A 26,048-nucleotide genomic window follows, 5' to 3' on the forward strand; every position below is an offset into this window, starting at 1 on the left:
GTTTGGTTCATGGAAACTCTTTCTGAACGGACTTGATCCAGAGACGGACGAGCTTACTTCTGTCGCAAGGAGCGTGCTTCGGCAAGGGGGAGGAACATGTCGGCCCTCGGCGTGATTTGCATGCGACCGGAAATGACGTATTCATCGGTCTGCTGCGTGAGCGGGAGTATTGGAACCTGTTCGGCGTAGTACTTCTTCCACAGGTTTTCCATCGCGGCCTTGCGCTCGTCGCCTATCAGTTTCTTGGCTGCTTCGAGGCTGGCCGTAAACCCCGGTTCGCAGTAGACCGAGAATTTTCCGTCGCACTCGAGGATGGAGCTTGCGGGCTGCGAGAAGTCGAAGAGTTCGCTTGATGTTCGGGCAAGGAACAGCCAACCGCGGTCTTCGGGGATGTCTTCGATCGTCTTGCCCTGGTTTGTTTGCCGGTATTGATCCAGGCCGACTGCTTCCGTCTCAGCGGCCACTTTTGCATTCAGACCGGCGGCTTTGAGGTTGGTGACGATGGTTTGGGCGATGTCGGCCACGTTCGGGAACATGTCGACCCGGTACTTCACTGAGAGAGGGACCTTGATGTCCGCACCGTCTGCCGCGGCTTCCCTTACCAATTCAGCGGCCTTCTGCGGATCGTAGGGGAAATCCACATCGCTCGTGAACCCAACCATGCCTTGGGATCCCGGGTTGTTGGCAACGCCGGTTTCCGGTGTGATGAAGGCCGCCGCGATGGCTTTTCGGTCGATCGCATAGGCTATCGCCTGACGTATGCGAAGGTCGGCGAGAGTTGTCTGATGGTATTCGTCGATACGAAGGTAGCGGATGCCGTTCGAGATGACGCCGACACAGCGGGCACCATTCTGAGCGCTGGCTTTGCACTGCTCGTTAGTGGTGCCCAGCGCGATGTCCGCTTCACCTGTTTGAACTTTTTGCGCGCGGACCTGGCTTTCTTGCAGGAAGGTCCACTCGACGGTATCGAACATGCCGGGCGCGGCCTGCCATGACTTTTCGTAGAGTTTCAACTTGACGTTTTGACCCGGAGCCCAAGAGACGAATTCGTACGGGCCCGTGCCGATCGGATGGCTTGGAAGGGTGCCGGGGGATTGTGCAATCTGTGTCGGTGAAGCAAGAGGCAACATCGTCATCCGCGCCGCGAAGAGAGGGTCAGCCTGCCCAAGCTCGACTCCCAGCGTGTAATCGTCGATGGCGTAGAACCGCGCTTTGCCGCTGACGTAGTTGCTGGAGTACGTCAGCTTCGGGTTCCAGATGTAAGTAAGCGAAGCTGCGGCAGTCTTGGCGTTGAGTGGAGTACCGTCGTGCCAGGTAACGCCTTGGCGGAGCGTGAACTGCCAATGCGAGTTATCGATGGGGGTCCACTTGGTGGCGAGGAGCGGTTCAATCGCGCTCGTTTTGGTGTTGCGGTTCAAGAGTGGTTGAAACACATTTCGCATCACGGGGATCGCATGGGCTGCAGAGCCTGCTTCGCCGGGCTCAAGACTTGCTAGCTCAGTGGTACCCGCGACGACGAGTTTCCCCCCGCCACCGGGTGGTCCATCAGAGGGCCAGTCAAAACTGCTCGAAGTGGACGTACCCGGGTTGCATCCGGTGATGGTCCCGCCGGCGAGTACGACGATCATTGCCAGGGCAATGGAAGTCATGCGCATCTTCATTGATGTCGTCCATTCGTTTCCGGCGTTTTTACGCCGGTTGCTGATTTGATCTGGGTTCTGGTGGGGGTTGTCGTGTGGTGCCGCCTAGAAGGCTTCGCGCTTGAGTTCCTCCTTCTTGAATACGGCCTCGGCGCGCTCGAGGATTTCTTGGGCCCGGGCGCGCGGGACGACGACGACGCCGTCGTCGTCGCCGATGATGATGTCTCCGGGGGAGACGGCGACGTTTCCGCAGGCAATGGTTTCGTTCAGGCGGCCGGGGCCGCTCTTGTAGGGGCCGGCCGGGGTAACGCCGCGGGCGAAGACGGGGAGGCCGATTTCCCTGAGGCCATCTGCGTCGCGCACCATACCGTCGACGACGAACCCTCGGATGCCGCGCTTCTGCGCCTTGTTGCCCATCATTTCTCCGAGGAGCGCGCGGGTGGTGTCACCTTCACCGTTGATTACGATGACGTCGCCTTCGCTGGCGGCCGCGATTGCTTCGTGGATGGTGATGTTGTCACCGGCTCGGGTCCAAACGGTGTAGGCGGTTCCGATCATGCGCGCGCCGGGCCAGACAGTTCCGATGTGGGCCAAGGCGCCCAGCCGGTCCATGGAGTCACCGACGTTCGCGGCGGGTATGTTGCGGAATCGTTCGATCAGTTCGGCGGAGCCGGTGCGGGTGGTTTCGATGGTGTCTGTCATGGGTTTTCCTTTTCTGGGGCGGAGCCGATGTCGGTTCTGGCATCGGCGGGCTTGGGGAAGTCGTTGCCGGGGAAATGGCAGGCGGCCGGGTGCCGGCTGTGACTTTCGAGCGTTGGGCGATCCGTGCTGCACACGTCCTGGGCCTTCCAGCAACGGGTCCTGAACGGACAACCGCTCGGGATGTTTCGTGGGCTGGGAACCTCTCCTTGGAGCACGAGCTGTCGTTCGGTGCTCGGTTGGTGGAAGCTTGGCGCAGCTGATAGCAGAGCTTGTGTGTAGGGATGCTGTGGGTTGTTGTAGACAGGTTCGGTCGGACCTGTCTCGACTACGCGGCCCAGGTACATCACGGCGACGTCGGTTGCGAGGCTGCGCACTACTGCCAGGTCGTGGGCAATGAAGATCATGGCCATGCCGGTCTGGGTCTGCAGATCGCGAAGGAGTTCAACGATCTGTGCCTGTACCGATACGTCCAGGGCCGATACCGGTTCGTCAAGGACCAGAACTTTCGGCCGCAATGCCAGCGCACGGGCCAAGCCGATTCTCTGTCGCTGCCCCCCTGAAAGGGACCGCACCGTGGACGTCAGCAGCGACGGGTCGAGTCCGACGATTTCGAGGGTCTTCTCAGCGGTGGCCTGCCATTGGTCTTTAGGCAGGAAGCCTCGATGAACCGACCACGGCTCGCTGAGCAGTTGGAAGATGGTCATCCGAGGGTCCAGTGAGGTGTAGGGATCCTGGAAGACCATTTGAAGCTTCCGGGCCCGCTCCAGCCGCTGCGCGCGCTTGGTGGAAAACGCGTCGAGTCCGGCGATCTGGCCTTCACCGCTTGTTGGGTGCTCGAGGCCAGCCAGCAGCCGGGCCAGTGTGCTCTTCCCGCACCCTGACTCGCCGACGATGCCAAGGGTTGTGCCCGGCCTAACCGTCAGGTCGACGCCTGTTACGGCCTGGACGATGCCCTTCTTGGAGGAGCGGGATCGTTTGACGTTGAATTTCTTGGTGACACCATGAATTTCCAGCGCAGGTTGCAGAGTGTCCTGCACGGCCGGGATCGATGTTGTGGTCACTGGGAAACCACCTCCTCGGCAAAATGGCATGCACTGGATCTCGTCGGAGTGAGATGGAGTTCGTTCGGCCGGACCTCCCGGCAGATGTCCTGAGCCTTTTCGCACCTCGGGTTGAAGGGGCATCCTGAAGGAATGCGCATCGGGCTCGGCGGGGAACCAGGAATTGGCTTGAGACGCTCGCTCGTCACCATGACATCAGGAGTCGCTGCCAGCAGTTGCTTGGTGTAAGGGTGTGCCGGATGGGAAATGATCTCGTGGACCGGGCCCGATTCCATGACGCGGCCCGCGTACATGACCACCACTCGGTCGGCGCTTTCGGCGACGAGGGAAAGATCGTGCGTGATGAGGACGATGCTCATCGCAGTCGACTTTCGGAGGTCGAGAAGGAGTTTGACGATCTGCGCCTGAATGGTCACGTCAAGGGCGGTAGTCGGTTCGTCGGCAATGAGTACCGCGGGCGAATTCGCAATGGCCATTGCAATGAGTACGCGCTGACGCATTCCCCCGGAGAACTGGTGGGGGTAGTCATCGAGCCGAACAATCGGGTCTGGGATTCCCACCTTGCGCAGCAAATCACCGGCCTGATCGCGCGCCTCTTTGCGTGACACTCCTTCTTGATGTGCTTGTATGACTTCGATAAGGTGCGTGGCGATCGTTGCCGAGGGGTTCAGTGCTGCCAGTGCGTCCTGTTGCACCATCGAGATGCCGGCGCCGTAGATCTCCCGTCGTTTGCTGTCGGGGATTGTGAGAAGGTCTACCCCGCCATAGTCGATGGCCCCGCGGCGAATGCGGGCCTGGGGGCGCTCAAGGATTCCCATGATTGCCCGGGCGGTGACGCTCTTCCCCGAACCGGACTCACCGACAATGGCGAGAACCTCGGCTCGTCCGATCCCCCATGAGACTCCTCGAATAGCTTTGGCCACGCCGCGTTCTGTTGAGAAGTCCACGAAAAGGTCGCGCACTTCGAGAATGGCGTTGGACGTGCTGTGAGCTCCTTGTTCGCCCTGCGCCCTGGGAGGTTCCGGTGTTTCATCGGGGTCGAACTTGATTTCAGTCTTGCGGGCGACCTTCGCGAGGTTTCTGGATCGTTGGTCGACGTCGAGGTTGTTCCGGAGCCAAACAGCGATGAGGTTCACCGCCAAAGTTGTGAGGAAGATCGCCAAACCGGGGATGACAACCAGCCACCAGGCCGACGCGAGGGTCTCGCGGCCCTTCGACACCAATTGCCCCCAGGAGGTTTCGGGTGGCTGGACGCCGAGTCCAAGGAAGTCAAGGCCTGCGGCACTGAGCATGAGGGCAGCGACTTCGAGTGTGCCCAGCACGAGCACTGAGGTGAACAGGTTAGGGGCGATGTGGCGGATGATGATTCTCGGGTTGGAGCCGCCGATGACGCGGGCGGAGTCGACAAAGGCGAGTTCCCGGAGTTCCAAGGCGAGCCCGCGGCTCACCCTGGCAATACCGGTCCACGCACCGAGAGCGAGGACGATGATCAGTACGCCGATGCTGGATCCGAGGCTGGCAAGAATGAGGATCGCGAGGAGCAGGGACGGGAACGCCATCTGGAATTCCGTGATGCGCAAAACGACTGCGTCGACTCTTCCCCCCATGTAACCGGCGACTGCGCCGACGCTGAGACCGAAGACGAGGCCGATGGCGGCGGCTGTCAGCGCGGGAAATACGGTCGCTCCTGTGCCGGCGACCATCTGCATGAGGTAGTCACGCCCGAGTGCGTCGGTGCCAAGGAGGTGAAGGACGCCTGCTGAGTCAGTGGTGAAAGGGGGCTTAAGCCGGTTCACCAGCACGGAGTCTTGCCAGCCTGCGGGAAGGATGGCGCCGCGGAAGGTAATCGCGACAATGACAAGCACGATCCAGATGACACTGGCGATGACAAGCGGATCGGCCAGCCCCGATTTGATGAGAAGCCGAAGCGGGCTTCTCGAACTTTGAATAGTCGGTGTGATTGTCACTACGGCGGGAGTTTCGGGTGCCGTCTTCATCGACGTCATTGGAGCCTCACTCGGGGGTTGATGCGAAGGTAGGCGAGATCGACCAGTAGCGTCAGGATGACGATGAGGCTGGCAGTCACGAATATCGCGGCTTGGATAAGAGGCAGGTCTCCCTGCTGGATTGCTTGAAGAATGAGGAGTCCGACTCCTGGCCACCCGAAAACAACTTCTGCGATCACCGCGCCGTTGACCAAAGTGATGAGCATGCCGGATGCAACCGTGAAGATGGGGATGAGCGCATTTCGGAGGGCATAGCGGATCATGACCCGGGCGGGGGACAGCCCACGGGCGCGGGCCGCGGAAACGAAGCTTGATGAGAGTTGTTCAGACACGCTGGTCCGGGTGACCTGGGCGAGCGTACCGACCTGCAGGGTGGCCAATGTCACTGCGGGCAGGATGATGTTGGCGGGAGAGCCGTACCCGGAGGTCGGCAAGAGGCGCAAGGTCACAGCGAACAACAGGATGAGCATCAGGGCAAGCCAGAACGACACGAGAGAACTTCCGACGATGGAGAAGAAGTTGATGATCCTCTCAAGCACGCTCCCTTGGTGGTAGGCGGCCAAAGTACCCAAGGTGACTCCGATCGGAACGATGATTGCGATCGTTGCGAGTGAGAGCAGCAGCGTGGCCGGAAGCCTGGAGAAAACAAGTCCAAGGGCCGGCAACTGCTGCCAGAATGAGTCTCCGAAGGAACCCTGGGCGGCCCGCGTCACGAAGTGCCAGTACTGCACCCAGATGGGGTCGTTCAGCCCGAGACGGTCGCGCACCGCAAGGATTTGTTCGGGGTTGGCAGTGTCGCCCAACACCAGCTGGACGGGGTCGCCCAGGAGTTGGGTGACGAAGAATATGGCGGTGAGTACCAGGAAGATCACGGCAAAAGCCGAGACCAGCCGTTTGATCACGTATACAGTCATGATGCGCCTTCTGGGGGTGATCCGGCGCCCCCTCCGATCTAGGGTTCAGGAGGGGGCGCCGGGGCTTTCATTTGCCGGCAGAGATCGGACCGCGGGCCTCGGTGAGGGGTAGGAACATGTCCGAGCGGGGCTGAATCTGGGTACGCCCCGAGATGACGAAATCGTTCACGGGCTGGGCGATCGGAAGGAACGGGAGGTCTTTCCCGTAGAACTTCGCCCACAGGTCCGCGAAGGCTTTCTGGCGCGCATCCCCGACCATCAGGTTGGCCTTCTTGTACTCGGTTTCGAACGCCGCGTTGCAGTAGACGGAGAACTTGCCGTGGCATGTGAGAAGCGTGTCCGCGGGCTGGGAGAAGTCATAGAGGTCATTCGACGTTGTGGCCAGGTAGATCCAGCCGCGATCAGCCGGGATCTTCTCGATGGTGTTGCCATCGAAGTTTTGGCGGTACTCCGCGAGGCCCTCGGCGTCGGTCATCGCCTGGACCTTGGCGTTGAGTCCGATTGCGTTGAGGTTGGTCGCGACGGTTTGGGCCATGTTGTCGATGTTCGGGAAGAATCCGACACGGTACTTGATCGTGAGCGGCAGTGCGGTGTTTACTCCCGCAGCCTTTGCTTCTGCTACGAGCTTCTTGGCGGCGTCCGGGTCGTATTTTTCTGTTTGCACGTCCTGGTTGAAGCCCACCATGCCGACCGGACCCGCATTGTCGAGCGCCTTGCCGTCTTTGGAGATGAAGGCGGAGATAATTCCGCTGCGGTCAACACCTTGAGCTATTGCCTGCCGGATACGGGGATCGGAAAGCACGGTCTGGTTGTATTGGTCGGGCCGGAGGAAGCGGAAACCGTTGGTCTGGACTTCGGTGCAGCGTGCCCCGTTTGTTGTGGCTCCTTGGCATTGATCAGGCGTTACACCCATGGCTATGTCGGCTTCGCCGGTCTGGACGAGCTGGGCCCGCACCTGGCTTTCGGATCGGAAGACCCAGTCCACGGTGTCGAACATGCCGGGGTGAAGATCGAAGTAGTTCTTGTTGAGTTCGAGCTTCACATCGGTGCCCGGCGTCCACGAAACAAACTTGTAAGGACCGGTGCCGATGGGGTGTTTGGGAAGTGTCTCGGGTGCGTTTGCGATCTGGGTCGGTGAAGCGAGCGGCATGACGGTCATCTTTGCGGGTACCAAGGTGTCCGGTTTTGTCAGCGTCATGGTGAGCGTGTACTTGTCGGTTGCCGAGAAGGTGACCGGGTCGCTGACGAAGTTGCCTGCGTAGGGGATCTTCTTGTTCCAGATGTACGTCAGTGACTTGGCGGCGCTCTCGGCGGTGAGAGGGGTGCCGTCGTGCCAGGTCACGTCCTGCCGAAGATCGAATACCCAATGGAGCGCGTCGGGTGCGGACCATTTGGTCGCCAGCAGTTGCTTGATCTCGTTGGTTTTCGTGTCGCGAGTCAACAGGCCCTGCAACACATTCCGCAGGACGGGGAAGGCTTGGCCGGAGGTCCCCGCTTCGCCGGGCTCGAGACTCGACAGCTCCGAGTTGCTGACTACTGTGAGGTTGCCGCCTCCGCCCGGGGTGCCTGTCTGGGGCCAGTCGAACTGACCGATGGTGGTGCCGCTGGAGCACCCGGCCAAGGCCATGGCACCAATGACCAGTGCCGCGGATAACTTCAAGACTCTCATCATCGAGACGCTCCATTCTGTTGGGGTTCGGCCGGGTATTCCTGACCGAAGTTCGGTATGTGGTCGTAATCGCGGGTGGCGTGGCTGAAACGGCTCGAAGCTGCGAGCTTGACGATCTCACTGGACACTTTTCGTGCTTGCTCAGGCCTTTGGTCGGCCATGGCAAATTGAATGGCATATCCAACAATGCTGATCGCAGCCATGACACCGTGATCGTTGTGGCGGCGGGGCACCGGCAGAACCACCTCAGGCAAGGAATCTTCGAAAAGCGATGCCTGGTCGGTGACCAGGATGCCCCGCACCCCCCGGGCCTTGAGCGCCACAATGAGGGGAGCAAGGAAGGCATACTCTTCGTTGAATGCGAAGATGAGCACGGCGTCGCCCTCGCGAAGGAGAGCCGCCCGTTCGACGGCCTCGCCGCCGCCCTGGTCGGAGTGGATGGCAGGAACGCCCAGCAGGCCAAGTTTCCTGGTCATGAACACGGCCGGTGCGCTCATCAGGCCGCGGCCGAGTACAAGGACTTGACGGGCCGCCCAAAGGATCTCGGCGGCTGACTCGATGGAGGATTGCTCGATGATGCGTGGAAGGTCTGAGAGCAGTTCAATCTGGGCCGCCACGATGGCCGCGAGTGAAGGGTCGCGGTTGGCCTTCGTTCTGGCCGAGCGTATACCCGCCCTGTCGACCTGTCGTTCGAAATCGGCGATGAGCTCGGCGCGGAGGCTGGGAAAGCCGTCGTAACCAAGTTTCTGGGCAAAACGTACCACCGATGATTCGTGAACCTTCGCTTCGACCGCGATTTGCGCCGCCGTCAGGCCGGCGACACCGAAGGAGGACGTCAGAAGCGTGTTGCCAATCCGGCGGTCTGCTTCGGTAAGACTTCCTGCCTTGCTTTGCAAAGCGTCACTGAGTCGCATTTCTAGCTCCATTTTTCGAGATGTTCTGTACCTGCAAAACATACCCTGCCTGCAATACAACTTGCATTGCTGAAGTCACTCTGCAGGATTGCTCCGGGGCGTGTCAATAGGTTTTTGGATCTAAGGGGCCAATATTCCTTATAAATACGTCGATTACTCAAGTTGCAAGCCCAGTGCTGAAATCTAACGCTTCTTGCAAGTAAGTTGACATCTTGCAAGATTGACTGCAAGATTCAGAGTGGAACGCAAGGCGGCGATCCCGTACTAGAGCCGCCCCAAGCTCCCCGTGTCTCGACTTGAGGCATTACCGAATCGTCAAAGGAGATCCCATGCTCACACGCGTCGATCACATCGACATCAAAGTCCCCAACCTCGAAGAAACCGTCGGCTTCTTCACGTCGATCGGGTTTGGGGTTCTGCGCCGTATGGAAGATCGTGGCTCCGTCGAAGTGGCGCTCCCGGGTGAGAACCAGGTGATGTTTGAGATCCGCCAGGACGACAAGCTCGACGCAAGCAAGATCGATCACATTGCCTTCGCTGTCGATGACGCAGACGCGACCATCGAACTCATCAAGGGCGCGGGCGTGAGCTTCACCCGCGAGCACCACCCCACCCCGACCGGTCGCACGGTGAGCAACTTCGTCGACATCGCCGGCGGCAAGTGGCAGCTCGCTGAGTGAACGCGTCCGACAACCTGACAGAGAGGATCCAATTGTGATTATCGAATCCCACGCCCATTTCACGACGGCGCCGCAGGCGCTCGATGCCTACCGTGGCCGGCAGCTCTCCCAGCGCAACAGGCCGACCAAGGGCCGGCCGTTGAAGATCTCCGACCAGCAACTGGCTGACTCAGTACGAGGCCATCTTGAGCGCATGGAAAAGCACAAGATCGACCGCATGATCTTCTCCCCCCGCGCCTCAGGGATGGGCCACGAAGTCGGCGACTTCAAGATGAGCCTCTATTGGGCACAGACGAACAACGACCTCATCGCCCGGGTCTGCGAAATGTTCCCCGACAAGTTCCTTGGCGCAGCCCAGCTGCCGCAGTCCCCGGGCGTCAAGCCCAAGCAGTGGATTGATGAGCTCGAGCGGGTGGTTCTTCAGCTCGGATTCGTTGGCTGCAATATCAATGCCGACATCTCCGGCGGTGGTCAGCCGTTCACGCCCAAACTCAGCGACGCATGGTGGAACCCGTTGTGGGAGGCCATGATCGAGCTCCAGGTACCAGGCTTGATGCATGCCACTTCCTGTGTCAATCCGGCACTGCACCTCAATGGCTCCCACTACACGAACCACGACGCCATGGCCTTCTTCGAGCTTGCCTGGTCCGACCTCTTCGACCGTTACCCGGACCTGAAGCTGATAGTCCCCCACGGCGGCGGTTCGTGGCCTTTCCACTACAACCGGCACCGCTCGCTCCACTTGGGAACGAACCGGATGCCGTTCGAAGAAGCGATCAAGCGCATTTACGTCGATACCGCGATTTACGACCGCGATTCCATGGACATGCTCATCCGCAAGGCGCCGATCGACAACATCCTTTTCGCCACGGAGCCCTTTGGCACCTCGAAGCACATCGACCCCGAAACCGGGACCACGTTCGACGACACCGCGCACTTCATCACCGAGAACCCCAACCTCAGCGATGCTGACAAGGAGAAAATCCTCTCCGGAAACGCGCTCAAGGTATACCCGAGGATCAAGCTGTGACCACTACGACCGCACCCACCAACACCATCGAATTCGCGACCTCCGATCTCTGCGACCAGAACGATAGCGTCGGTGTACTCCTCCCGAACCTGCTGCAGGACTTTGGCGGAACCACAAAATTCGCCGGTCCGGCACTGACCGTGAAGGTCTTTGAAGACAATGCGCCAATCCGCGACCTCGTTGTAACCCCCGGCGAGGGACGAGTCCTCGTCGTAGATGGAGCCGGATCGACCCGGGCCTCCCTTCTGGGAGGCAACCTCGCCAAGCGCGCAGCGGACAACGGCTGGGCAGGCCTGGTCATCCACGGATGCGTCCGCGACATCGCCGAACTCTCGGCAACCCCGATCGGAATCCGAGCAGTGGGACTGTTCCCCCGTAAGACCGAACGCAATCTGCACAGCGGCCGCATCGGCGGAACCATCAAAATCGGCGGAATAACCATCAATGAAGGTGACTGGGTCTACGCCGACGCCGACGGAATCGTCATTTCCGCCACCCCGGTGCACGCCAGCTAGCACGAGACCACTCCCAGGAGGAGAAACGCATGCTCTTGATCACGCCCGAACAGAAACTTCCGCTCAAACCCCACGGCCCCCAGCTCTTCGTCGACTGGCGCCTTATCAGTGTCGGCGATATCAACTGGGTGAACCCCGCCACTGTCGGGACCGGAGAGACCCCCAAGAAGATGTCCCAGTGGGGGGCAGCCAGCCCGGAACCGGTAGCCCTTGCGGACACGCCGTTCGGCATTCGAATCGAAGCCGAGAAAGCACACCTGATCGGTCCGATCTTCCCAACGGACAAGCCCTGGGAACAGGCCTACCTGATGTACGTCAATAACGTCATTGTCCACGAGGGCAAGTACAAGATGTGGTACACGGTCGTGCCGCCGGACCACCACGACACTCCGGACCTCAAATGGCACTGGGACGTCGGCTGGGTGCTCTGCTATGCCGAGTCCGAAGATGGCCTCAGCTGGCACAAGCCCGAGCTTGGGCTGCAGGACTACAAAGGCCAGCCGACCAACTGGGTGTACGGCCGCGAACTCAGCCCCAATCACTTCGCCAGCGGCGCGGTGTTCCTGGACGAAACCGCGCCTCCCGAGGAGCGGTTCAAGCTGATCTACCGGGCCGAAGAAAAATATGACGATCCCGCAGGATTCCTCGCACGCCAGAAGGAGCGCTTCGGCGAGGACATGGACCCCAAGTCCACGAAGGGGAAGCCCGGAAAGGATGGCACGTTCGCCACGACCGCCGGTGCCGTTTCACCTGACGGCATCCACTGGACCGCTCTGCCCGAGCCCCTGGTAATGTACTGCTCCGACCAGATGAACACCGCATTCTGGGACGAGAAGGTCCAGAAATATGTCAGCTACTTCCGCATGCAGCGGGCCGGCCGCCGCTCAGCGGGGCGCACCGAGACCTCAGACTTCAAGACCTGGTCGACCCCTTACCCGGTCCTGGAGGTTCCACTGACAGCCCACGCGGCATCGGACATCATGCACTGTCCGGTCCAGAAGTATCCGGGCACCGAGGATGTGTACCTTATGTACGCGACGATGTTCAACATCAACACAAACAACCGGGACATCGCTCTGGCCGTGAGCTCCGACGGGTTGTACTGGAATTGGTCACCCGGGAACCGCATCGCCTCACCCGAAGATGGAACCAGCGAATTCGAGTATGACGACCTTGAGGCCGGATACGGCATCGTCGACCTTCCCGGTGACCGCATCGGCATCCCTGTTGTGGGTTACGAGAAGCCGTACAAGTACCCCAGATTCGGCCGCCCCCCGCTCGGGATCCCCGGATATGCAACTTGGAAAAAGGACCGGGTATCGGCAGTCATCGCTGATGACCGGGGCCAATTTACGACCCATCAGCTGGTCGTTACCGGCAACCAGTTGAAGCTTAACTTCAAGACGCGCGGCTCCGCCGGATCTGTCCGTGTTGAAGTCCTCGACGCGAAAGGAAAGCCGCTCCCCGGGTTTAAGCTCGACGATGCCCCTTTGCTCTCGGGAAACGAACTGGCTCAGGACGTCACTTGGCGTGGTGGAAAACTCAGCGACCTCGCAGGCCAAGCAGTTCAACTGCGGTTCAACCTCCACCTTGCGAAGGTTTTTGCTTTCGAGTTCGTGTCCTAGGTGAATCGCATCGGTGAGGTGAAGAACGGCGAAAAACCGCTTGCACTGTGGGTGCAGACGGCGGTCGGCCAATCGGCGTGGCTGGGAGTCCGGCTCATCATGAGCTACCAGACGCTCGCCATCACGGGCGATCCGTTCTTCTTGGGAGTGCAGTCTTCTGCGTTCGCACTCGCCGGTCTCCTCATCGCGCTCCCGACCGGTCGGATCGCCGACCGGTTCGGGAGCGCGGTGGTGTGCGCGGCCGGCCTGTCACTAGCAGTTATCGGAACCCTGGTCGCACTCCTGTTCCCCATGCATGCGGGGCTCCTTATTGCCGCGGTTCTCCTCGGGGCGGGGCATATTGGACTTCTAGTCGGACAGCAAAGCTTTACCGCGCGACTGGCAGCCCCAGGAAAATCGGAAACAGCATTCGGTGGGCTAACCGCCGCCGCCTCCATCGGCCAGCTCATCGGACCTCCGGCCGTCGCTACGATCGCCGCAGCGACCGCTGCAGACAGTACGCATCCGAACACCACTTTCGGGTTGCTCGTATGCCTTGGACTTCTCCTCGTCGCGGTGCCACCGGTAATCTCGCTGTTCAGCCACGAGCGGCGCCTCCGGTCCAGTCGCATGCAGCCCCTGCCCGTGGACCGTTCCGTCCCTCTCCGCTCCGTCCTTGGGGTGCCCGGGATGTGGCAGTCTCTGGTCGTGAGCGGCGCGGTCCTTGTCACCGTCGACCTGCTCACATCCTTTCTTCCACTCTGGGCAGTTGAGCGCCGGATTCCGGTGACGGCGGTCGGGCTCCTGTTGGCTTCGCGCGCTGTCTTCACAATTTGTAGCCGTTTTGGTATGACAAGGCTGCTCGACAACCTGGGCCGAAGGAAGCTCCTCATTAGCGCAATCGCTCTGGCGGTAGTGGGCCTCAGCGCCCTTCCATTAGCCGATCAATGGTGGGCTCTCCCGCTCATGTGCCTGATTGGAATCGGGCTGGGCCTGCCGCAACCGTTAACGATGGCGTGGGTAGTCTCGCTCGCCCCCCGTCAGGCCCGCGGAGCTGCCCTCGGCCTGCGCATGACTTCCAATAGGTTGGCCCAGTTCTCGATACCTCTCACGGTGGCCGCCGTCGCGGGTCCTGTGGGAGTTGGCGCTGTGTTTTGGTGCACGGCGGCCCTGTTGGCCAGCGCAGCGGTGCTCGCCATGACAGCCCAGGTCGGATCCGCGACTGAAAAGCCGGACCATTCTTGAAATTGGCTGCTGGCGAAGATCTCAGTCACCTGCCCCGCGCTCAAGCACCTGTTCTTGAATCTGTAGCCTGCCGTTTCGGTCAAGCCGGGGGAGGCTGGCTGCTGCTATCAGGATTGCGAGTGCTCCCAGCCCGAGTGGTAGGCCGGCAAGGGCGCCGATTCCTCCGACCAGCAGGGGACCCCCGGCGTCGCCGAGTTCGCGCCCCAGCTCGGCGGATCCCATGGTCCTGCCAATCCGTTCGGGCGGTGTGTTGTCGGCCAGGTGTGCGAAGCCAAGCGGGGTGGCAGCGCCGACCCCCGCTCCGATCGCGGCTGCGGCGATGAACAGAGTAATCGGTGTGGGTATCAGTGCCAGATCGGCGATGCCGCTGGCCGTGAGCAGGAGGCCCGCTGTGATTCCCTGGGCATCGGTGATGCGACGGAGATCGCGCAGTTTCCCAATCCGTGGTTGGGTGAGCGTCGAGGTAATGGCCAGGACACTCACCGCCACGGTTCCCCCGACGGGATCCAAGCCATGCTTGATCGCCAGAGCGGGCAGGAATCCGATTGCTGCGCCAAGCGCGCCGGTGGAGGCCGCCAGTGTCAGCGTTGGGATGAGGAAGCGCCGCTCGGTAACCTGCCGTGCGAGATCCACGATGGTGTAGCGCGGGCGGGGCAGCGGCTCCAAATGGGGGACGGCGACCATGACCCATACTGCTGTGGCGGTCGCCAGGCCTGAGAGTGCTCCGAAAAGCGGGGCGAACCCACCCACGAGAATCAGGCCGGCGCCGAGAAGCGGCCCGACGACGTAACCAAGGCTTTTCCAGGACCCGTACCGACCAAAGTAGGTGCCGGTGTTCCTGCCCGAGGCCAGGCGGGCGACCATCGCGGAGGATGCGGGTGAGAAAGCCGAGGCCGCGGCGCCCTGGCCGACCCTAGCCAGTCCCAGCATGAGGGGATCGGCCGCCCACAGACCGATGACCGATAACGCGGCAAAGGCCAGGAGGCCGCCGACGATCACGGGCTTGGCACCGATCACGTCACTGAGGGCGCCGAAGACGGGTTTGAGGAAGACCTCGGAGAGGTCGTACAGGGCGAGCAGGATGCCCAGGTTGAGCACAGTGAGGCCAATATTCTCGCTCTGTGCGCCCAATCCGGCGGCGATGCTGTGGGCACCGAAAGCGCTCACGAACCCGGCAGCGTACAAAGGGGCGGTTGTGGGTCTCAATACCGGCGGGGTGTTGATTCCGGCGGCGCTCATGAGTGCAGTTGCTGATAGACGCGGCCGGCGAAGTCCTCCAGGGCAACCGCACAGGCCGCCAGTCTCTCTTCGGCGCCGGAGGCTCCGGGGCTGCCGAAAACGTCCTTTGCCCTGATGGACCGTGCCCACCGGCGGAGCCGGTCCAAGCTCTGCTCTTCCTCCTCGAGCTCGGCGAGGGTGAACCTTCGCTTTGCGATCTCGCGGGCAATCTCGTCCGTGAACTTCCCGCAGTCGGCGGCGAATTCGGCCCACTCATCCTCCCGAGCGGAGTCGAACAGGGCGCGCAGCTTTTCGGCGTCATCATCGCTCGAGCTCGTCGTCAACAAAATCAGCTCTCCGTTGCCGGCCCTGGCGAGGTGCTGGGCCTTTTCCGCGCCTTCCCGGCAGACCGGAACATCCGGCGCGGTCCATGTGCCTTGTCCGACCGGGACGCCACCGAATCGCCGCAGTTCCCGCCAGACGGCCACTCGGTGTCGTGACGGTTCTGACGGGACCTGAACCAGCATGACAAGCCAGGAAGCATCTTGAGCATGAGTCGCTTCTGCGTTCATGACGGGTGGTGCATCTTCGGTGGGGCTCATGGCGTGTGTGCTCCTTCAAGGGGATCGGCTGAGAGGTGAACAAATGAAAGCCCGGCTTGCTGCATGGCTTTCACAGCCGGGACGAGGCCTGCCGCGGTGCCAGAGCCGGGGTGGTTGCCGTGGGAGATCACGATATCTCCGTGCGTGGCGGCGGCGATTTCCCGGGACACTGTGGCCGCCGGGAAGGTTGCTCCGCCGTCTCCGTTGATGCTGAATCCCACCGGAATGAGACCAAGCGTTCGCACGATCTCTGCCGCGACGTTATCCAGGTAGGCCGTACCGGCCCGAAAGAACTGTGTTGGTTTGCCTGTGAGATCCTCGAGAGCAGCCATGTTTCCCATGATTTCGTCGTAGATTTCAGCCGGGCCTTTGGTTCCTGGGATCCCGTAGGCACTCTTTCCGTTTACGGACAGGGGAAGGTGTAGTGTGCCGTGGTTGCCCAGTTCGAACAGGGGGTCGTTGGCAAGATCCCGGCTGACCACCGGATTTGCCGCTATCCAGCGGGAGTTAAGAAAAATGGTTACCGGAACTCCCAGCCCCCGCAGTGCCGACAGTAACGCTACGTCGACGCCGTTTCCCCCGGGGCCTCCGCAGAAATCAAAGGTCAGCGCCACCCCGTTCCCGGACCCAGGAAGCTTGGTGAGTACTCCGGGGGCACTCAGGCCCCAGTACGTGGGCTCCTTGCCTGCAAAGGAATTGTCGATCTCCGCACGATTCGGCCGACGGAATTCGGCAAACGGGGTTGCTGATGGTTCTGGAAGGAGTGGCGTGGCGTCCTCCTCCTCGCCAAGTAAGGCTTCGTGAACTGCGGGCTGTCTGTGGCGGCCCGGTTCCTGTGTGAGGGCACAGATTGCGACGGAACCGGCCAACAGCATCAGACTTCTTCGCGGCAGCATTCTGCCGCCGGTTGACAATGCCAAATCATTCACGGGAACCGGCCGCTCGACCCGGGCGGGCAGACCGCTGCTCTGACGCCTGCTCTAAAATAGTCACAAGCAAAATTGTAGCGACTGTTACAGACGATCGAGTAGCAAAAGACGGAATGTGAAATGGACCCGCCCCGCCGGCGATTTCGGCGCGCGGCACCATGGTAGTTAGCATTGCTAATTAGCAATACTAACGTTTTTGGAGGCTTAGTAGGGTATGGATATCGACGCACCCGATTGGCGCAGCGGCTGGCCGGGGGAGGCTACACAACCGGACGTTCTGGCGCGTGAGTTGCGGACTGCCATCATGCGCACCTCACGTCGGTTGAGGACTGAGGCGAGTGGTGACGTCGTTTCGCCGGGCCAATACACTGTGCTAGCCCAGCTCCGGCGGGGCTCTCGGACTTCGCGGGAGTTGGCGGAGCGGGAACGCGTTCAGGCGCCCTCAATGACACGAATCGTCAAGGCTCTAACGGCCAAGGGGTTGGTATCCCGGGCGGTACACCCGCAGGATGGCCGTCAGATTCTGCTTTCGATTACGCCGGACGGCGAGGGCATCCTTGAAGAAGCCAAGGGCCAGCGGACTGCGTGGCTTTCGCGGCGGGTAGCCCTCCTTGACGAGGAGGACCGTCTGGTGCTTAGCCGCGCCGCTCACCTCTTACAAGAATTGAGCGCCGAATGAGTGGAATGTCCCCGGCTCATGATGAAGCTGGATCCAACGGTCGTGCCATGGTCATGGCTGACTACGGTGACGATAAATGCTTCACCCGGGGCACCTTGATACTTCTGCGGCACGGGAGTACCGAGTGGAACGAGAAGAACTGGTTCACCGGCTGGGCAGACGTACCGCTGAGTGCCCGCGGAATCGAGGAAGCTCGCCTGGCTGGTCGTCTGATTGCCTCAGCACGAATCGTTCCTGATGTGGCGTATACTTCACGGCTCACCAGGACGATTCAGACGGCGACAATCGCTCTTGCCGCAGCAGATTGTAAACGCATTGAGATCCACCAGTCCTGGAGACTAAACGAGCGTCACTACGGCGCGCTTCAGGGGCGGGATCGGGATGCCGCCCTAGTCGAGTACGGCCACGATCTGCTGCAATTGTGGCGGCGCTCCTATAACGGAACTCCACCTGAAGCAAATGGTGATGACACTGCAGCCGAACGTGTCCTGCCCGACGAACCTGGGGTGCCTCTTCCCCGCGCTGAAAGCCTCAAGGATGTCAGCGTCCGGCTCTTGCCGTATTGGAAGGAAGTGGTCGAGCAGCAACTACGCCGAGGCAGGACGGTCCTAGTCGTGGCACACAGCAATTCGCTGCGGGCTATCGTGAAACATCTGGAACAAATCTCAGACGAAGACATCATTGACCTCAATATCCCAATTGCAATACCCCTTGTCTACGTTTTCGGAAGGGAGTTTCACGGAATGACCGGACGATACTTGGCTGATGCGAGCCTTAGCTAGGCCCACCGCCACTGGCCCGTGGATTGTTGTCAGTCTGACGTTTCAACCCCTCGGGTCCGGTAAGCCGTGTCCTTGTCCATGTTCCAGCCATCTAACATTCCGTATCCGAGGAGTTGGTCGCTGAGTTTGGCCAGGCGGTAGCCGGGGTCTGCTTCCAGGGCGAGTTGCAGGTATTGATGGGCTTTGCTGCCGTGACCTTCCCACCAGCTGATGTATCCAATGGCCGTGAGGAGGGGCGCCGAGTGTTGGGTGCTGCTGTGCGTGTAGGCGTGGAGCAGTACCTGCTGGGCCCACTCGACACGACTCCATTGCGGTTTGCCAGGGGTTTGGGCCAGCAGGATTTGATCCATGGGACCGTCGACGCCGGGGATGTCCGCCATCAGCTGGTCGCGGATTGCGGCGAACTGGAAGTTCGCGATCAACGCGACGGTCTGGTCATCTGTCGGGTAGGTTTTGGCCTCGAGGATCGCGGCCCATAACGTTCGCGCCTTTTCGATCGCGCCGTGGTCATGGGACTGCCCGATTGATTTGACGCGATCCTCGACAGCATAAAACGTCGCCTCCTTGTTTGTCTGCGGCAAAGTGATCCGGCCGGTTCGTGCGACCGAGCTTCCGCGGTACACAAGTTCGGCGTTGATTTCACTGGAGTCAATCATCGATAGGGGCAAGGCGCAGTTCGGGTTGGGATCGTCGTCGTACGGTGAAACGGTCTCGTCTCCGACGAGGAGGCCGTCCCGGATGGTGATGTGTCGCTCGGCTAGCGCCCCGGTCAGGGCAGCGATCATGGTTGCGTAGGGCTTGTCCTGGCCGCCCGTTGGAACGGCCGAGGTGTAGACGGCAAACAAAGCGCTGGTGGCATTCGTGTCGTTCGCCAGGTAGCCGGCGACTGTTCGCGCGTAGGAAAGTTCGCTGCCGTCGTGTTTGGGAAGGTCCACCCGGAGCGTCACGCCGATGTGGTTGGTGTCCAGGGTGATGCACACGAGGCTTTCCTGCGGCCAGAAGCCCAGGGTGTGGCCGATGAAACTGAGGACATCGGCAGGGGTTTTGATGGTGAGCGTTTCCATGTCTTTCTCTTTCAGAGGTGGCGTCGGCCGTGGGCGTTAGTTTTCGGCGTCGTTCTGATAGAGGATCCGCTGCTGGGCATGAGGGGCCGGAGTGCAACTTGGGGAACCGGGAACGATCCAAAAGTTCGCGAGGAAATAAGCGGAGCGCCGAACGAAGTTTTGGATTGAGGCCGGCGCAAAGCGCCCTGGTTGCGCGGAGGACCCGCCCAGCGATGATTGAGCATCAGAATGACAAACAGCGAAGATTCATTTAGAAGTTCATGGCTGGGGTGTGGGAACGCAGCATGACGCCCCGGCGTCCTGCTTCTTCGGGGGAGCCTTAGTGAGTGGGCCGTGTGCCGGAGCGTCTCGCAAGGGCGAGTTCTGCGCGTTCGACGACGGAGCGTTCGTGCGAGTCAAGGCGCACGTTGGTCGCGCTGCCGGCCATTTCACAGTCGCGGATTTCGACCAGGCGACGATGGAGCTGTGTTTCGGCGTGCCGGCTGAGGACTATGAGCGTGCTGGCCCGCCGCTTCTCGAGGATCAGGTCGTGATGGATCAAAGCCACACGGTTCCAGATCGGCCTGATTTCCAGGAGCAGAAGCCGGACATGCAGTAGGAATGTGCCGTGTTTGAGGTGGCTTTCGAGCCGGGGGAGGAGCAGTCCAAGGCTCACAAGTAGAACCGCAAACGTTTCGCCCACCCAGTAGAGGACGGTCAGAACGGCCGCAGATGGGCTGGCAGCGCCGCCGATCTTCGTTATGACTCCATAGAGCAGACGGTCGAGGAGGACCAGGGCGAAGAGGATGCATCCGATGGCGATGAGGACGAAGGCAGATCGGAATGCACGCGCCCTCATGCGTGGGACGTTGTCATGGCACACCCGTGCGATATCGAAGCAGATCCACATGATGAACGCGGACCCGCTCCAGAGGAACAGTGCCATCCCTGGTTGGTCGCCGTAGCTCAGAGGGAGGTTGGGATCGGTAACGGGGGTGTGGCTGGTGAGGAATCCTGTCGTTACTGCCGAGCATGAAATGACCGCAGCCCAGCGGCCGAAGGCGAGTTGCCGACGTCGCACTCCAATGTCTTCAACCGCCGCCAGCAGGATGGCCGTCCGGAATTGCCAGAATCCCAGGAGCAGAGACAAAAGCGTCGCCAGCCCGACGCGGTTCCGGCCGCCGAGCAATGGATCGACGCGATAGTAGACGGCCGGGATGTATAGCGTGCAGGCGATTGCAGCGAGGAGGGTGGCACGGAAGACGCTTCCGCGGTGTGGATCGAGCGCGGCGGGCAGGCGGAGGATGGTCAATACCCAGAGCGTGGCTGCCGGTACGTACTCCATCAGCCGAACACTTTGCGGAACGCCAACGGCTCCGGCGGCGTACCGGCGTCGCTGTTGATGATGCGTGTCGCGAGCTGATCGGCGAGGGCCTCGGCGGCGAGTTCCGCGTAGTCGGTGTAGCTGCTGCGGGCGAGGGCGCGCAGCACCTGTTCGGGATCGAGGTCGGGGAGGAGGCTTTTGGCCATTTCGCTGCTTTGGCCATCAAGATCGTGTTCGAGGATCATGTGGCTGAATTCGTGGAGGATGATCTGTTGCCGGTGCCAGTCTGATTTGGTCGGTGCGTGCAGGACGATGTCCTCGTCCGCGCAGACGAGCCAGATCCCGCAGAGTTCTTCACCGGCTAATTCGGGAAGCTCTGCCACCGTGATGATCCTGCCGCGTTTTCTCACCAGTTTCTCGTGGATGAGCTCAAGCGTGGCGTCGTTAGGCAAGCCGAACGCGTGTTCTGCTTTCCGCGCTATTTTGCGGGCTTCACGGTAGTTCATTGCCGGACGGGACAGGGGAGGACGGAACGTTGACCGGACCGATCTGGTCCAGGGAATACCCGCCGGGGTACAGGGTCGAGCCGGCGTCACCCGGGGTGAAATGTGCTTTGGTTTTCAGCGGACGACGGCGGCGGATCGCGTTGCGTGCCGCGAGTCCGGTTTTGAGCGTGATCCGCCAGATCCGGCCAGCTCGCGGGAGGCCGAGCGCGCCCGCGAGGCGGTCGTCGTCGAGCATTGTGCTGATGAGCTGTTTCGCTAGGGGGCGCAGGGGCGCTGGAAGTCGGCTCTGGAACACCTGGACGGTGGCGTTCATGAGCTGGCGGCCTTCGACTGATGGTGCGATGTGGGCGGCCTCGTAGCGGTCGAAGAAGACCTCGGCTTCAGCGTATGTAACGGGCATGCCGGTGATATTCATGCGGGTGCCCAGTTCCGTGAAGAAGCGTGAGGCGGCCGCGAGCTCGGCTGTTGTGGGTTGGCGCCAGGCATGTTTCTGGATCCAGCGGATGGGTACGACGAGCAGCGTGAGGACGACGTAGAGGAAGTCGTCTTTGCTTCCGGGTACATTGCGGTGCACGCGGTTGAGCAACTCGAGCATGGTGCGGCCGCGGTCGCTGTCCAGACCGCAGGAGATGAGCTCATAGATGACGATGGCGGTGTCGTAAGAGCGCTTCATGGGGCGTCGTTGGATTTCGGCGTTCGCGTGAAGCGTTGCGGCGATGCTCGGGATGGCGAAATTGCGGTAATACGAGAGGAAGAAGCCGAGCTCCATGTCCGCGGCGAGGTCGAACAACGCCATCTGACGGAATGTGGCCTCCCAGTCATTCGAGGAGGCGGTTTGCTGGCGGTGGAGGCTCGCAGTGAGGGTGGCGTTGATGTTCAAGATTCCCCCGTTCGCCGGATCTAAGTCCGCGATCGAAACTGGGGCTCCAGCTCCCCAGCTAAGCTGACCTATTCCATGGTAAAACCGTTGCGATTACGTGGCTAGTTAATGTGTAGACGGGTCTACTTAATTGATTCTGGCGTCCCGTTTGCCAGCGCCCGGACTAGGCCCTTTTCTCCCTGGCGCATCATGAGGGCGTGGGCGGCGGTGAAGGCCGGCGCTGCGATCGGCGTGAGAAGGTGCATCCAACGCTGGGTAGGACGTACTCGCCATTCAATGTCCATGCGCGTCGCTTCGTTTTTTGCGTCGGGGCTGAGGGTGACGCGTCCTGTGCCCTCAAGGTGGCCGCCGGCGTCGAACGCGATCTCTTTCGGCGTGACCACCGTTGTTGGATGGACGCTGATCGTGAGGGTGTAGCCCAGGGACGTCTTGAAGTTGAGGTAGGCGGTGGTCGCCTTCAGAATGTCCTCCTGAGAGTTGCTTCTGGCTTCGGTGCGAACGAGCGGTGCGGCGAAGCTACAGCGCGGCCACCAGTTGGGCCAACTCATGTCGACGTCTGCGATGATCGCCCACACTTCCTCTGGGGTCGCCGGAAGATGCCAGGTGGAGTTGAGGTCGAAGGTGTGCGAGGTCATGTGGATATTTTGCAGGGGGAATGGGACACGGCTCAACTCGAAGTGGGTCCGGGGCGTTGGCACGTCAGTGTGGCCTTGGCTCCGAATCATTGGGTGGTGAGCACCCCTTCTTGCTGAAAATTTCAAAGGTGCTGAAGAATCAGATCAAAGCAGCGCTGTGACACCCGACAGGCCGGATGCTAGGAATAACCGATGCGGAAGTATCTTCCGAAGGCGAAGGGTGAGAATTGTTGTGCCGCTTGGCGACGTCTATTCACATTGGTGCGGGTGAGCCCGGAGAAGTGTATGACGCGGGGTCCGTGGGTGTGCCGGATTATTGCCGTAGAGCACGTGGGTCTGTTTCCTGATCAGTCATCCAGGGGCGCTTCGCCCCCTCCGCCGAACGGGAAAATAAGGTCGTCGCTCGGCTCTGGGACGCGGGCCCCCTGGGTCTTGTCGCGGACGGGGTCGAGGCCGATACTGCTGGTGTGTTCCGGATGCGTCCCTGGCCTCTCTGTGGTGCCTGTGAGCCTGTTTGTCTGTCTGGTGGCGGAGGGCCCGTTTCCGCGGGGACCGTGGAATGTTGCCTGTGAGTACGAGCGTCAGATTTTCTGTTTCTTCTGCCCTCTCTTCCGGTACACGTTTTCTGCCCGGCTGCGTTTGAACGGATGGTGGCGTGATGGATCTTCTCTACGAACGATGTGCCGGCCTGGACGTGTCCAAGCGGGACGCGAAGGCGTGCGTGCGCGTCGCCGGGGCCGGCGGCAAAACCACCCAGGAGACCACGACCTGGGGTGCGATGACGAACCAGGTTCATGAGCTCGCCTAGTATCTGCTGGCCGAACAGGTGGGCCTGGTCGTCATCGAAGCGACCGGGGATTATTGGCGTCAGTTCTATTTTCTGCTCGAAGATGCCGGGCTGAACGTGGAACTGGTCAACGCCAGGGAGGCCAGGAACCTGCCCGGACGCAAAACGGACCTGTCTCAGACGCGGCCTGGCTGGCCCAGCTGGGCGCCCATGGGCTGCTGCGCGGCTGCCTGGTTCCGCCGGAAAACATCCGCCGGCTGCGGGACCTGACGCGGGCCCGCACCGCGATCACCGATGAACGCTCCCGGGAGATCCAGCGGCTGGAGAAGATGCTCGAGGACTCCGGGATCAAACTCTCCTCCGTCGCCACGGACATCACTGGGGTCTCCGGCCGGGCCATGCTCGAGGCCCTCATAAGCGGGCAGGACTCCCCGGCCGTGCTCGCGGAGCTTGCCCACGGGCGGATGCGTTCAAAGATCCCGGCGCTGACCGAGGCTTTGACCGGCCGTTTCACGGACCACCACGCCTTCACGGCCCGGCTGTTCCTGGACCGGATCGATGCCCACAGCAGGGACATCGCCACCCTCGATGCGCGGATCGACGAACACATGAAGCCTTTTAGCGGCGCCCGGGAACTGCTGGCGACAATCCCGGGCATCAGCGGCCGCATCGCCGAGGTCATCATCGCCGAAACCGGGGGTGACATGTCGGTGTTCCCGACCGCCGGGCACCTGGCTTCCTGGGCCGGGACTGCGCCCGGGGCCAACGAATCTGCCGGGAGGGTCAAATCGACCAAAACCCGGCCCGGCAACCGGTACCTGAAACGGGCCCTGGGCACCGCCGCCCTAACGGTTTCGCGATCCCAGACCACCTACCTCGGGGCGAAGTACCGCCGCATCAAGTCCCGCCGCGGTCCGATGAAGGCGCTCGTCGCCGTGGAACATTCAATGCTGACCGCCATCTGGCATATGCTCACCACCGGGGAATGCTATGCCGACCCCGGCCCCGATTACTACACCCGGCACCAGCCGCTCCGCAGCAAAGACCGCGCTCTCCACCAGCTCGAAGCCCTCGGCTACCACGTCACACTCGAACCGCGTCAGCACACCGGATAGCCCCACGCCGCCCACACCCGGGATCACCACCGCGACGACCTTATTTTCGCGTCAGAGGATCCTCCCGCGGCGCCAGTATTGGTTCTCGTTTGTGCTGGCTGGTCGAACACGGCGTGACCCGGGAGCCGATCCGATTCGACAAGTGCGTGTTCAGAGGTTGGTGATGCGTTGAAACCACACAGGCGCTCACTCGGTGTGTTGGAAGGCTTCGGTGAGTTCGCACACGTCGTCGAGATCGTCGAGGCGCTGCGCGAGAGCCAGCATCCTGCGTACGTCGGCGCCCGGCAGTGCCTGCTCCCACTTGGCCGTGAGTTCCGGCCACGTGGTTCCGCCGCGGGAGCTGTGCCCACGAGGAGCTTCGACGAGGCTGGACACGGATTCGCCTGCGGTGGTGACGATAGTGACGCGTGCCCCACGCCCGTTTGGTTGCTTGCGGTCGAGTTCGGGATCCACTGCGAGCGAGACCCGTTCGCGCAAGGGTGCAAACTCCGGGACCGCGAGGATTTCGGGAAAGTACGATTTGCCGAGGTCAAGCCCACCCTCTAGGAGAGCGGTAGTGAGCATGTCTTGGACGCAGATGTTGTGCATCGCTCGGTTGTCGACGACGCGCATGGCGTGCTCCGGCATGCCGACCATCACCGCCTGGATGTGCTCGATCTTCACCTCGTGCCGGGCAACGACGTCCATTGCTGCCTCGACGGCGGCGTGGATGGGATAGCCGGCGCGCATGTACTTGAAGTTGGCGCCCATGACTGCGTAGCTCTCGCCGAGACCGCGGGTGAGCGCGGCTGATCCGCCGTCGACGCCCCACGCATCAAGGACTCCGTGCTCGTGCCCCAGAACATCGTCTGACCCCTCCAATCCGTCCGCCGCCATCAGAGCCGCGCTCACACCCGCGAAGGCATACTGCCCGTTGCAGAACGCCTTGCTAATGTGTCGGCGCTCGCTGAACAGGGAGCAGACGCCGTTGGCTTGGAAGGTGGCCAGGGCCAGCGCGTGGCGAAGGCGACTCTCGTCGAGGCCCAGCAATCTTCCGCACGCCAAGGCCGCGCCCAAGGCGTGGAGCGAATCGGAATGGAGATGGAGACGATTCTTCATTCCGAACAACCCGCCGCAGGCCTCGATGAAGCGGGTACCCATGTCGTACGCCAAGATCACTGCGTTGAGCAGCTCCGCTCCAGTGGAGTGCTGGGTCTCGGCAATCGCGACCGTCGCATGCACCAGTGAGGCGCCGGGATGTCCGCCTATCACGTGTGCTCCGTCGATCTCGTCTGCGTGGCCCGCGGTGCCGTTGGCCAGAGCAGCAAAAGCCGCCGGGACTCTCAGATCGCTCCCTAAGATCAACGCCTCGGGCCTCCCGACGTAGCGGGCGGCGTACTTCGCGCCCAGCGCTCCGGCTGGCCGCCGATGGCCGAAGTAGGCGCTCGCCATCTCATCGAGAATGATCTGTTTGGCCCGGTCACGGACTTGATCGGGGATTTTGTCGATCGACGTCGATGCGGCGTAATTCGCGAGCGCCTGAGTAAGCGAAACATCCATTCGGGCTGTCCTTTCAGAAGGTCCGGCGC

23 protein-coding genes and 1 pseudogene are annotated in these 26,048 nt (G+C 61.4%); 8 read left to right on the plus strand and 16 right to left on the minus strand.

The features are described from left to right. Positions 1-53: 53 nt before the first annotated feature. The 7 genes from KNN17_RS15540 to KNN17_RS15570 all read right to left on the minus strand — a co-directional run bounded on the left by KNN17_RS15540 (position 54) and on the right by KNN17_RS15570 (position 8,906). Positions 54-1,649, minus strand: a complete 1,596-nt coding sequence (locus KNN17_RS15540; RefSeq protein WP_241709888.1) for an ABC transporter substrate-binding protein — start codon at positions 1,647-1,649, stop codon at positions 54-56. A 96-nt stretch (positions 1,650-1,745) separates the two neighbouring features. Continuing rightward, positions 1,746-2,342, minus strand: coding sequence for a methyltransferase (locus KNN17_RS15545; RefSeq protein WP_241709889.1), 597 nt, complete (start codon positions 2,340-2,342; stop codon positions 1,746-1,748). Further along, positions 2,339-3,403 (minus strand): ABC transporter ATP-binding protein, encoded by a 1,065-nt coding sequence (locus KNN17_RS15550; protein WP_241709890.1) that lies wholly within the window; start codon positions 3,401-3,403, stop codon positions 2,339-2,341. Before KNN17_RS15550 ends, KNN17_RS15545 begins: the two co-directional genes overlap by 4 nt. Beyond that, positions 3,400-5,400 carry a dipeptide/oligopeptide/nickel ABC transporter permease/ATP-binding protein gene (locus KNN17_RS15555; RefSeq protein ID WP_241709891.1) on the minus strand — a complete coding sequence of 667 codons (2,001 nt, stop codon included), beginning with the start codon at positions 5,398-5,400 and terminating at the stop codon, positions 3,400-3,402. Before KNN17_RS15555 ends, KNN17_RS15550 begins: the two co-directional genes overlap by 4 nt. Positions 5,401-5,405: 5 nt before the next feature. Next, on the minus strand, positions 5,406-6,323 hold the full coding sequence (locus tag KNN17_RS15560) for an ABC transporter permease (protein WP_241709892.1): 918 nt from the start codon (positions 6,321-6,323) through the stop codon (positions 5,406-5,408). A 67-nt stretch (positions 6,324-6,390) separates the two neighbouring features. Next, positions 6,391-7,995 carry an ABC transporter substrate-binding protein gene (locus KNN17_RS15565; RefSeq protein ID WP_241709893.1) on the minus strand — a complete coding sequence of 535 codons (1,605 nt, stop codon included), beginning with the start codon at positions 7,993-7,995 and terminating at the stop codon, positions 6,391-6,393. Beyond that, entirely contained in the window at positions 7,992-8,906 is a 915-nt protein-coding gene (locus tag KNN17_RS15570; RefSeq protein ID WP_241709894.1) for a MurR/RpiR family transcriptional regulator, read from the minus strand. The genes KNN17_RS15565 and KNN17_RS15570 overlap by 4 nt, the downstream gene beginning before the upstream one ends. A 329-nt stretch (positions 8,907-9,235) precedes the next feature. Here KNN17_RS15570 and KNN17_RS15575 point away from each other — a divergent pair, with 329 nt between their 5' ends. From KNN17_RS15575 to KNN17_RS15595, 5 genes are read left to right on the plus strand one after another with little or no spacing between them, the layout of a single operon-like run. Next, a complete protein-coding gene (locus tag KNN17_RS15575; RefSeq protein ID WP_241709895.1) occupies positions 9,236-9,586 on the plus strand; it encodes a VOC family protein in 351 nt (116 codons plus the stop codon). Positions 9,587-9,620: 34 nt separating this feature from the next. Beyond that, complete coding sequence (locus KNN17_RS15580) at positions 9,621-10,616, plus strand: amidohydrolase family protein (RefSeq protein ID WP_241709896.1); 996 nt, start codon at positions 9,621-9,623, stop codon at positions 10,614-10,616. Continuing rightward, a complete protein-coding gene (gene rraA / locus KNN17_RS15585; protein WP_241709897.1) occupies positions 10,613-11,131 on the plus strand; it encodes a ribonuclease E activity regulator RraA in 519 nt (172 codons plus the stop codon). Before KNN17_RS15580 ends, rraA begins: the two co-directional genes overlap by 4 nt. Before the next feature lie 29 nt (positions 11,132-11,160). Next, positions 11,161-12,756 carry a hypothetical protein gene (locus tag KNN17_RS15590; RefSeq protein WP_241709898.1) on the plus strand — a complete coding sequence of 532 codons (1,596 nt, stop codon included), beginning with the start codon at positions 11,161-11,163 and terminating at the stop codon, positions 12,754-12,756. Between the two features lie 18 nt (positions 12,757-12,774). Next, the gene (locus KNN17_RS15595; RefSeq protein WP_241709899.1) at positions 12,775-13,980 is read left to right on the plus strand and encodes an MFS transporter; all 1,206 of its coding nucleotides are present in this window, start codon (positions 12,775-12,777) and stop codon (positions 13,978-13,980) included. A 21-nt stretch (positions 13,981-14,001) separates the two neighbouring features. Here the strand turns inward: KNN17_RS15595 and KNN17_RS15600 are convergent, their stop codons facing one another. Genes KNN17_RS15600 through KNN17_RS15610 form a run of 3 tightly spaced genes read right to left on the minus strand, consistent with a single transcriptional unit; the run spans position 14,002 to position 16,414 of the window. After that, entirely contained in the window at positions 14,002-15,219 is a 1,218-nt protein-coding gene (locus KNN17_RS15600) for an MFS transporter (protein ID WP_241709900.1), read from the minus strand. Next, positions 15,216-15,800 (minus strand): Chromate resistance protein ChrB, encoded by a 585-nt coding sequence (locus KNN17_RS15605; RefSeq protein ID WP_241709901.1) that lies wholly within the window; start codon positions 15,798-15,800, stop codon positions 15,216-15,218. The genes KNN17_RS15600 and KNN17_RS15605 overlap by 4 nt, the downstream gene beginning before the upstream one ends. Next, complete coding sequence (locus tag KNN17_RS15610) at positions 15,797-16,414, minus strand: polysaccharide deacetylase family protein (RefSeq protein WP_241709902.1); 618 nt, start codon at positions 16,412-16,414, stop codon at positions 15,797-15,799. Before KNN17_RS15610 ends, KNN17_RS15605 begins: the two co-directional genes overlap by 4 nt. A 619-nt stretch (positions 16,415-17,033) precedes the next feature. Here KNN17_RS15610 and KNN17_RS15615 point away from each other — a divergent pair. Together KNN17_RS15615 and KNN17_RS15620 are read left to right on the plus strand one after the other, a co-directional pair. Further along, complete coding sequence (locus KNN17_RS15615; protein WP_308196824.1) at positions 17,034-17,408, plus strand: MarR family winged helix-turn-helix transcriptional regulator; 375 nt, start codon at positions 17,034-17,036, stop codon at positions 17,406-17,408. Between the two features lie 47 nt (positions 17,409-17,455). Further along, entirely contained in the window at positions 17,456-18,190 is a 735-nt protein-coding gene (locus KNN17_RS15620) for a 2,3-bisphosphoglycerate-dependent phosphoglycerate mutase (RefSeq protein WP_241709904.1), read from the plus strand. A gap of 29 nt (positions 18,191-18,219) precedes the next feature. Here the strand turns inward: KNN17_RS15620 and KNN17_RS15625 are convergent, their stop codons facing one another. From KNN17_RS15625 to KNN17_RS15645, 5 genes are all read right to left on the minus strand, one after another. Next, positions 18,220-19,254, minus strand: a complete 1,035-nt coding sequence (locus KNN17_RS15625; RefSeq protein WP_241709905.1) for a DUF4192 domain-containing protein — start codon at positions 19,252-19,254, stop codon at positions 18,220-18,222. Positions 19,255-19,573: 319 nt separating this feature from the next. Then, on the minus strand, positions 19,574-20,578 hold the full coding sequence (locus KNN17_RS15630) for a hypothetical protein (protein WP_241709906.1): 1,005 nt from the start codon (positions 20,576-20,578) through the stop codon (positions 19,574-19,576). After that, positions 20,578-21,063: a hypothetical protein gene (locus KNN17_RS15635; RefSeq protein ID WP_241709907.1), complete on the minus strand. Its 486-nt coding sequence runs from the start codon at positions 21,061-21,063 to the stop codon at positions 20,578-20,580. Before KNN17_RS15635 ends, KNN17_RS15630 begins: the two co-directional genes overlap by 1 nt. Continuing rightward, positions 21,050-21,943, minus strand: coding sequence for an oxygenase MpaB family protein (locus KNN17_RS15640; protein WP_241709908.1), 894 nt, complete (start codon positions 21,941-21,943; stop codon positions 21,050-21,052). The genes KNN17_RS15635 and KNN17_RS15640 overlap by 14 nt, the downstream gene beginning before the upstream one ends. Positions 21,944-22,065: 122 nt before the next feature. Continuing rightward, positions 22,066-22,578, minus strand: a complete 513-nt coding sequence (locus KNN17_RS15645) for an SRPBCC family protein (RefSeq protein WP_241709909.1) — start codon at positions 22,576-22,578, stop codon at positions 22,066-22,068. Between the two features lie 658 nt (positions 22,579-23,236). On the opposite strand from KNN17_RS15645, the pseudogene KNN17_RS15650 reads away from it, so the two are divergent. Beyond that, positions 23,237-24,480, plus strand: a pseudogene (locus KNN17_RS15650) (IS110 family transposase). A gap of 186 nt (positions 24,481-24,666) precedes the next feature. On the opposite strand, the gene KNN17_RS15655 reads toward KNN17_RS15650, so the two are convergent. Further along, positions 24,667-26,019 (minus strand): MmgE/PrpD family protein, encoded by a 1,353-nt coding sequence (locus KNN17_RS15655; RefSeq protein WP_241709910.1) that lies wholly within the window; start codon positions 26,017-26,019, stop codon positions 24,667-24,669. Between the last annotated feature and the right edge of the window lie 29 nt (positions 26,020-26,048).

The organism is Arthrobacter bambusae, from assembly GCF_022606295.1.
GTDB lineage: Bacteria > Actinomycetota > Actinomycetes > Actinomycetales > Micrococcaceae > Arthrobacter > Arthrobacter bambusae_A.

What these genes read in the sequence shown, in the direction of transcription:
- KNN17_RS15600 (WP_241709900.1), bottom strand. Translation starts at nt 15,219, where the DNA reads ATGAGCGCCGCCGGAATCAACACCCCGCCGGTATTGAGACCCACAACC.
- KNN17_RS15575 (WP_241709895.1), top strand. Translation starts at nt 9,236, where the DNA reads ATGCTCACACGCGTCGATCACATCGACATCAAAGTCCCCAACCTCGAA.
- KNN17_RS15655 (WP_241709910.1), bottom strand. Translation starts at nt 26,019, where the DNA reads ATGGATGTTTCGCTTACTCAGGCGCTCGCGAATTACGCCGCATCGACG.
- KNN17_RS15615 (WP_308196824.1), top strand. Translation starts at nt 17,034, where the DNA reads ATGCGCACCTCACGTCGGTTGAGGACTGAGGCGAGTGGTGACGTCGTT.
- KNN17_RS15590 (WP_241709898.1), top strand. Translation starts at nt 11,161, where the DNA reads ATGCTCTTGATCACGCCCGAACAGAAACTTCCGCTCAAACCCCACGGC.
- KNN17_RS15565 (WP_241709893.1), bottom strand. Translation starts at nt 7,995, where the DNA reads ATGATGAGAGTCTTGAAGTTATCCGCGGCACTGGTCATTGGTGCCATG.
- KNN17_RS15560 (WP_241709892.1), bottom strand. Translation starts at nt 6,323, where the DNA reads ATGACTGTATACGTGATCAAACGGCTGGTCTCGGCTTTTGCCGTGATC.
- KNN17_RS15605 (WP_241709901.1), bottom strand. Translation starts at nt 15,800, where the DNA reads ATGAGCCCCACCGAAGATGCACCACCCGTCATGAACGCAGAAGCGACT.
- KNN17_RS15540 (WP_241709888.1), bottom strand. Translation starts at nt 1,649, where the DNA reads ATGACTTCCATTGCCCTGGCAATGATCGTCGTACTCGCCGGCGGGACC.
- KNN17_RS15630 (WP_241709906.1), bottom strand. Translation starts at nt 20,578, where the DNA reads ATGGAGTACGTACCGGCAGCCACGCTCTGGGTATTGACCATCCTCCGC.
- KNN17_RS15635 (WP_241709907.1), bottom strand. Translation starts at nt 21,063, where the DNA reads ATGAACTACCGTGAAGCCCGCAAAATAGCGCGGAAAGCAGAACACGCG.
- KNN17_RS15555 (WP_241709891.1), bottom strand. Translation starts at nt 5,400, where the DNA reads ATGAAGACGGCACCCGAAACTCCCGCCGTAGTGACAATCACACCGACT.
- KNN17_RS15645 (WP_241709909.1), bottom strand. Translation starts at nt 22,578, where the DNA reads ATGACCTCGCACACCTTCGACCTCAACTCCACCTGGCATCTTCCGGCG.
- KNN17_RS15625 (WP_241709905.1), bottom strand. Translation starts at nt 19,254, where the DNA reads ATGGAAACGCTCACCATCAAAACCCCTGCCGATGTCCTCAGTTTCATC.
- KNN17_RS15545 (WP_241709889.1), bottom strand. Translation starts at nt 2,342, where the DNA reads ATGACAGACACCATCGAAACCACCCGCACCGGCTCCGCCGAACTGATC.
- KNN17_RS15620 (WP_241709904.1), top strand. Translation starts at nt 17,456, where the DNA reads ATGGTCATGGCTGACTACGGTGACGATAAATGCTTCACCCGGGGCACC.
- KNN17_RS15570 (WP_241709894.1), bottom strand. Translation starts at nt 8,906, where the DNA reads ATGCGACTCAGTGACGCTTTGCAAAGCAAGGCAGGAAGTCTTACCGAA.